This is a genomic window from Magnetospirillum sp. (assembly GCA_027532905.1).
Classification (GTDB): Bacteria; Pseudomonadota; Alphaproteobacteria; order CACIAM-22H2; family CACIAM-22H2; genus Tagaea.
Genome location: JAPZUA010000004.1, coordinates 81,297 through 87,500, shown reverse-complemented (window position 1 = coordinate 87,500; position 6,204 = coordinate 81,297). Strand labels below are relative to the sequence as shown.

The window sequence follows — 6,204 nt, the reverse complement described above, 5'->3', positions numbered from 1 at the left end:
GTTGGTTAGAGCGCGCGCTTGATAAGCGTGAGGTCGGAAGTTCAAGTCTTCCCGGGCCCACCATTTCTCCACCGTTCGAAAGTCCGGTCGGGGGCGTAGCTCAGTGGGAGAGCACCTGCTTTGCAAGCAGGGGGTCGTCGGTTCAATCCCGTCCGCCTCCACCATCTTCGAAACACGAAGTATGGCAGGCGTTATCGGTTGACAGGACCGACCGCTCGACCTAGAAAGCCGCCCCGGCAAAAACCGGGCTGGTGAAAAGAGATGCGCTGCACAGCAGCGCGTCGGCGGATCTTCAGGAAGTTTCCAGATCCAGGGTAACCTGGTTAAGGAGTTGGCGAGTTCGCTCGCCGCTCCGGTGCTGTTTGACATGGTGAAGAGAGATATGTTGATACGTTCGCAAGATCGTATCTGCGCAATATGACGGGGTTCCCACCCCGTCGGTGAGAGGGTTCGCCCTTGAGCCGGTGTGCAGGTTCGTTTGCGACGAACGAGTTAACGTGTCTGATCGAGAATTCAAAAAGAGCGTTGGGTTGGGTTTCCGGTTCTAACCATTCCGGGAATTTCGACTCTGCGCGCGATACTGAGCGCCCTGGGCAAGTTGCCTAGACGAACCCAGGGTTGACGACGACACTGACTCTGACCGGCCGTCGCAAGACAGTCGGACAGCGTCGACAAAGACGAAGATCAAGTATGACAAGGGCATTTGGTGGATGCCTTGGCGGTAAGAGGCGATGAAGGACGTGGCACGCTGCGTTAAGCCGCGGGGAGATGCGAGCGATCGTTGATCCGCGGATTTCCGAATGGGGCAACCCCATCCGCAAGGATGATCCCATCCTGAATACATAGGGGTGTGGAAGCAAACCCGGGGAACTGAAACATCTAAGTACCCGGAGGAAAGGACATCAACAGAGACTCCGTTAGTAGTGGCGAGCGAACGCGGACTAGGCCAGTGATCACAGCATAAGAACCGGAACGCTCTGGAAAGGGCGGCCTCAGTGGGTGATAGCCCCGTACGGGTAGAAAATGCTGGGATCCTCGAGTAAGGCGGGACACGTGCAATCCTGTCTGAACATGGGGGGACCACCCTCCAAGCCTAAGTACTCCTTACCGACCGATAGCGAACAAGTACCGTGAGGGAAAGGTGAAAAGCACCCCGATAAGGGGAGTGAAATAGACCTGAAACCGGATGCCTACAAGCAGTGGGAGCGGGACACGCGGTTCGCCGTGTGGATCCGTGACTGCGTACCTTTTGTATAATGGGTCAGCGAGTTAGTTTCAGTGGCGAGCTTAAGCCGTTAGGTGTAGGCGCAGCGAAAGCGAGTCTGAATAGGGCGAATAGTCACTGGGATTAGACCCGAAACCGGTCGATCTAGCCATGGGCAGGTTGAAGGTGCGGTAACACGCACTGGAGGACCGAACCCACTTCTGTTGCAAAAGCAGGGGATGACCTGTGGCTAGGGGTGAAAGGCCAATCAAGGCCGGTAATAGCTGGTTCTCCGCGAAATCTATTGAGGTAGAGCGTCGAGTGATTACCCTCGGGGGTAGAGCACTGGATGGGCTAGGGGGGCGCGAGCCTTACCAAACCTAACCAAACTCCGAATACCGAGGAGTACAGCTCGGCAGGCAGGCAGTGGGTGCTAAGGTCCATTGCCGAGAGGGAAAGAGCCCAGATCGCCATCTAAGGTCCCCAAGTCCTGGCTAAGTGGGAAAGGATGTGGGACGGCTTTGACAACCAGGAGGTTGGCTTAGAAGCAGCCATCCTTTAAAGAAAGCGTAATAGCTCACTGGTCAAGCTGTCCTGCGCCGAAAATGTAACGGGTCTCAAGCCAGGCACCGAAGATGCGAGTGTGCGCAAGCACGCGGTAGCGGAGCGTTCCGTAAGCCTGTGAAGGTGGACCGTTAGGTCTGCTGGAGGTATCGGAAGTGAGAATGCTGACATGAGTAACGACAAACAGGGTGAGAAACCCTGTCGCCGTAAGTCCAAGGGTTCCTGCGCAAGGTTAATCCGCGCAGGGTAAGCCGGCCCCTAAGGCGAGGCCGAAAGGCGTAGTCGATGGGAACCTGGTTAATATTCCAGGGCCTGCTGGGTGTTGACGGAAGCGTAAGTTTGTTTGCGGTTATTGGATTCCGCGGGCGGATGATGCTTTCCAGGAAATAGCCCCAGCGTATAGACCGTACCCGAAACCGACACTGGTGGACTGGTAGAGTATACCAAGGCGCTTGAGAGAACGGTGTCGAAGGAACTAGGCAAATTACCCTCGTAACTTCGGGAAAAGAGGGACCCGCCTATGCGCAAGCATTGACGGGTGGCACAGAATTGGGGGTGGCGACTGTTTACTTAAAACACAGGGCTCTGCGAACACGTAAGTGGACGTATAGGGTCTGACGCCTGCCCGGTGCTGGAAGGTTAAAAGGAGAGCTGAAAGGCTTGAATTGAAGCCCCAGTAAACGGCGGCCGTAACTATAACGGTCCTAAGGTAGCGAAATTCCTTGTCGGGTAAGTTCCGACCTGCACGAATGGCGTAACGATCTCCCCACTGTCTCCGGCACCGGCTCAGTGAAATTGAATTCTCCGTGAAGATGCGGAGTACCCGCGGTTAGACGGAAAGACCCTATGAACCTTTACTGTAACTTCGCAGTGGTATTAGGAAATGGATGTGTAGGATAGGCGGGAGCCTATGAAGCTGGGGCGTCAGCTCTGGTGGAGGCAACGGTGAAATACCGCCCTTACGTTTTCTGATATCTAACTTCGTCCCGTTATCCGGGATAAGGACCCTGCGTGGTGGACAGTTTGACTGGGGCGGTCGCCTCCCAAAGAGTAACGGAGGCGCGCGATGGTGGGCTCAGGCTGGTCGGAAATCAGCCCTCGAGTGCAATGGCATAAGCCCGCCTGACTGCGAGACCGACAGGTCGAGCAGAGACGAAAGTCGGCCATAGTGATCCGGTGGTTCCACGTGGAAGGGCCATCGCTCAACGGATAAAAGGTACTCTAGGGATAACAGGCTGATGATGACCAAGAGTCCATATCGACGTCATCGTTTGGCACCTCGATGTCGACTCATCACATCCTGGGGCCGGAGCAGGTCCCAAGGGTTCGGCTGTTCGCCGATTAAAGTGGTACGTGAGTTGGGTTTAGAACGTCGTGAGACAGTTCGGTCCCTATCTGCCGTGGGTGTAGGAAGCTTGAGAGGATCTGTCCCTAGTACGAGAGGACCGGGATGGACGTACCTCTGGTGTACCGGTTGTCGCGCCAGCGGCATAGCCGGGTAGCTATGTACGGAAAAGATAACCGCTGAATGCATCTAAGCGGGAAACTTACCTCGAAACAAGGCTTCCCTGAGGATCGTGATAGACCATCACGTTGATAGGCCGGGTGTGTAAGCGCAGTAATGCGTTGAGCTTACCGGTCCTAATCATCCGAATGGCTTGATCTCCTTAGTCGTCGTTATATCGCGCGCAGCGTCGAGCTTCCCTTCGGGAACTCGAAAGCTCGCTTGAATTCTCGATGGCACGTAAATCTCGATCGAAAAACACGATCAACATATCTCGAAGCAACGTTCCGGTCGGACGGCCCGGTGGTCTTAGCGAGAGGTGCTCCACCCGATCCCATTCCGAACTCGGCCGTGAAAACTCTCAGCGCTGATGGTACTGCGTCTCAAGACGCGGGAGAGTAAGTCGCCGCCGGGCCTTCCGACCGGAACGTTGCTTCGATCTCTCTTCCATCCATGTCCAACACGCCCGCTTCGTGCGGGCGTTGTCTTTTGGGCAGCATCGAACGTCTTGGCGCGGGGTGGAGCAGCCCGGTAGCTCGTCAGGCTCATAACCTGAAGGTCACAGGTTCAAATCCTGTCCCCGCAACCAACACATCAAACCCGCCGACTCGCAAATGCGAATCGGCGGGTTTTTTTGTGCGCAACAATTCATCAACCGATTCATGAAGATTTAATAGTTACCTTGATATAACCAAAATACTAGGAAGCCCTTTTTCCTGGGGCCGCTGCCGCATTCGGCTGGTCGTTTTTCAATTAGATTTCCGAGGGAAATATGGATTGGTTCAACAACCTTCGCATCCGCGCAAAGATTTCACTGCTAGCGAGCTTCCTCGCATTGGTGTCATTGGGCATCGCGGGCTTTGCCGTCGATACGATGCGCAAATACAATGATTATAACGACGCGACCGTCGCGGCATCGCGCCGTGCCTTGAGTGCCGAACGCGTGAACGGGCTCATTAACGCCACTGTTATGGAGTCGCGCGGCGTCTATATGTCGCAGACCACGGCGGAAGCGACCCGCTTCGGACAAGGCATTGCTGCAGTGCTGAAATCGCTTGAAACCGAAATGGAAAAATGGCGGCAATCCGTCGAGCCGGAACAGCGCGCCATTTTCGAAAAGGCGCTCGCGGAGACAAAAAAGTTTATCGATGTACGGACGGAACTCGCCCGCCTTGGTCGCGAAGTCAGCCCTGCCGCTGCGCGCGTCTTTGGTGACAACGACGCGAATCGGGCGAATCGCCAAGCCTTGAACAAGTTCATTGAAGAAGTGGCGAGCGCCGACCAGATCCTGATCGCGAAACTCGACCAAGAGCTTTCCGATTTTTACCAAACTCGCTTTGCCCAGTTGCTCGTCGGTTCCCTCGCCTTGATTGCGATCGGTCTTGCTTTTGCCTTGTTCGCGGCCAGCCGGGCGATCGCGGGCCCTATCAATCGACTTGGCACGACGATCGAAAAGCTTGCAGCCGGCGACACGAATGTGTCCGCCGAAGGGATCGAACGGAAAGACGAGGTGGGAATGATCGCCCGAACCATTTCGGTCTTCCGCCAAAGCTTGATCGACCAACGCGCGGCCCAAGAAAAAGAGCGTGCCGACGTGGCCCAGCGCGAAGCGCGCACGAACAAACTGATGGTTATGATCGAACAGTTCCGCGCCGACGTTTCCGGCAGGCTCAACATCGTCGGCACTTCGGTCGAAGGCCTCAATAGGTCTGCCGAGGTGATGAATTCGACCGCTGGCGACACGCTCCAAAAAGCGGTCGCCGTCGCTGCAGCAGCCGAAGAGGCGTCCGCGAACGTGCAGACCGTCGCTTCGGCGACCGAGGAACTGACGGCCTCGATCCGCGAAATTTCAGGCCAAGTCTCCTCGTCGTCGGGCATTGCCCGCAAAGCCGTCGAAGAGTCCGAGCAGACGAATGCCAAGGTAAAGGGCCTTGCCGAGGCGGCGCAGCGCATCGGCGCGGTCGTCCAGCTCATTAACAACATCGCGAGCCAGACGAACCTGTTGGCGCTCAATGCAACGATCGAGGCAGCCCGCGCGGGCGACGCCGGCAAAGGCTTTGCTGTTGTGGCCTCCGAGGTGAAGAACTTGGCAAGCCAGACAGCCAAAGCCACCGATGAAATCGGCCAGCAGATCTCGGAGATTCAGGAAGAGACGACATCCGCGGTGGCGGCAATCGGCTCGATCGGCGGCACAATTCGGGAGATCGATCAGATCACCACGGCGATCGCAGCTGCGATCGAGGAGCAGACTTCGGCGACGCAGGAGATCTCGCGCAACGTTCTGCAGGCCTCGGACGGAACGCGCGAGGTATCGGTCAACATAACCGGGGTTAACGACGCAGCCGACAAGAGCGGCCGCATTGCCGACGAGGTGCGTTCGGCCGCCGGCGAGTTGACGCAGGAGGCTGTGGCACTCCGCCAGCGGATCGATACCTTCCTGACCGAGGTTGCGGCCGCCTAAACCCGCGTGGTCAGAGTCACGTCGACATTGCCCCGAATCGCGTTCGAGTAGGGGCAAATGGTATGTGCCCCGGCGGCAAGCGCCTTGGCCGCCGTCTCGGCGTGGCCTGGCAGATAGGCTTCGGGTTAGACGGCGAGGCCAAAGCCGCCGGCGTCGCGCTGGCCGATGCCGGTCTTCGCGGTGATGGCGGTGCCGGCGACGTCTATTTTTTGTCGCGCGCGACATAGTCAAGCGTACTGCCGAAGCAGGCCGCGTAACCAGTCGCAAAAAGATGCTCGGGCGTCGTTGTCCCCGGCTTGCCGGGGCCGACCATTTCCTTCGGGATCGACAGATCGACCGACCCGCTCTTGTCGGCTGCTTCGGAATGGCCGTTGCGGCCGCCAACGGCGATCGCCTGTGCCGTGAACAGAATTTTCATTGAAGCTACTCCGGAGTTTATTTGAGGACACTATCAGCTTGCGGGATAGATAT

At 57.0% G+C, this 6,204-nt stretch carries 2 protein-coding genes, 3 tRNA genes and 2 rRNA genes (1 of these 7 cut by a window edge); 6 read left to right on the top strand and 1 reads right to left on the bottom strand.

Translation table 11 applies throughout. The features are described 5' to 3' along the window. The 6 genes from O9320_14270 to O9320_14245 form a co-directional block, all read left to right on the top strand. A tRNA-Ile gene (locus O9320_14270) sits at positions 1-63 on the top strand; it begins 14 nt to the left of the window's first position. Positions 64-89: 26 nt separating this feature from the next. Continuing rightward, positions 90-164, top strand: a tRNA-Ala gene (locus O9320_14265). Between the two features lie 518 nt (positions 165-682). Then, positions 683-3,434 (top strand): 23S ribosomal RNA (locus O9320_14260). Positions 3,435-3,571: 137 nt separating this feature from the next. Continuing rightward, positions 3,572-3,687, top strand: a 5S ribosomal RNA gene (rrf, locus tag O9320_14255). A gap of 97 nt (positions 3,688-3,784) precedes the next feature. Further along, positions 3,785-3,861, top strand: a tRNA-Met gene (locus O9320_14250). A gap of 183 nt (positions 3,862-4,044) precedes the next feature. Then, on the top strand, positions 4,045-5,733 hold the full coding sequence (locus tag O9320_14245) for a HAMP domain-containing methyl-accepting chemotaxis protein (GenBank protein ID MCZ8312007.1): 1,689 nt from the start codon (positions 4,045-4,047) through the stop codon (positions 5,731-5,733). Positions 5,734-5,935: 202 nt separating this feature from the next. Here O9320_14245 and O9320_14240 read toward each other — a convergent pair whose 3' ends face one another. Beyond that, on the bottom strand, positions 5,936-6,151 hold the full coding sequence (locus tag O9320_14240) for a hypothetical protein (GenBank protein ID MCZ8312006.1): 216 nt from the start codon (positions 6,149-6,151) through the stop codon (positions 5,936-5,938). Between the last annotated feature and the right edge of the window lie 53 nt (positions 6,152-6,204).

Excerpts from the sequence above, each read along its gene's own strand:
- O9320_14245 (MCZ8312007.1), top strand. The coding sequence starts at position 4,045 with ATGGATTGGTTCAACAACCTTCGCATCCGCGCAAAGATTTCACTGCTA.
- O9320_14240 (MCZ8312006.1), bottom strand. The coding sequence starts at position 6,151 with ATGAAAATTCTGTTCACGGCACAGGCGATCGCCGTTGGCGGCCGCAAC.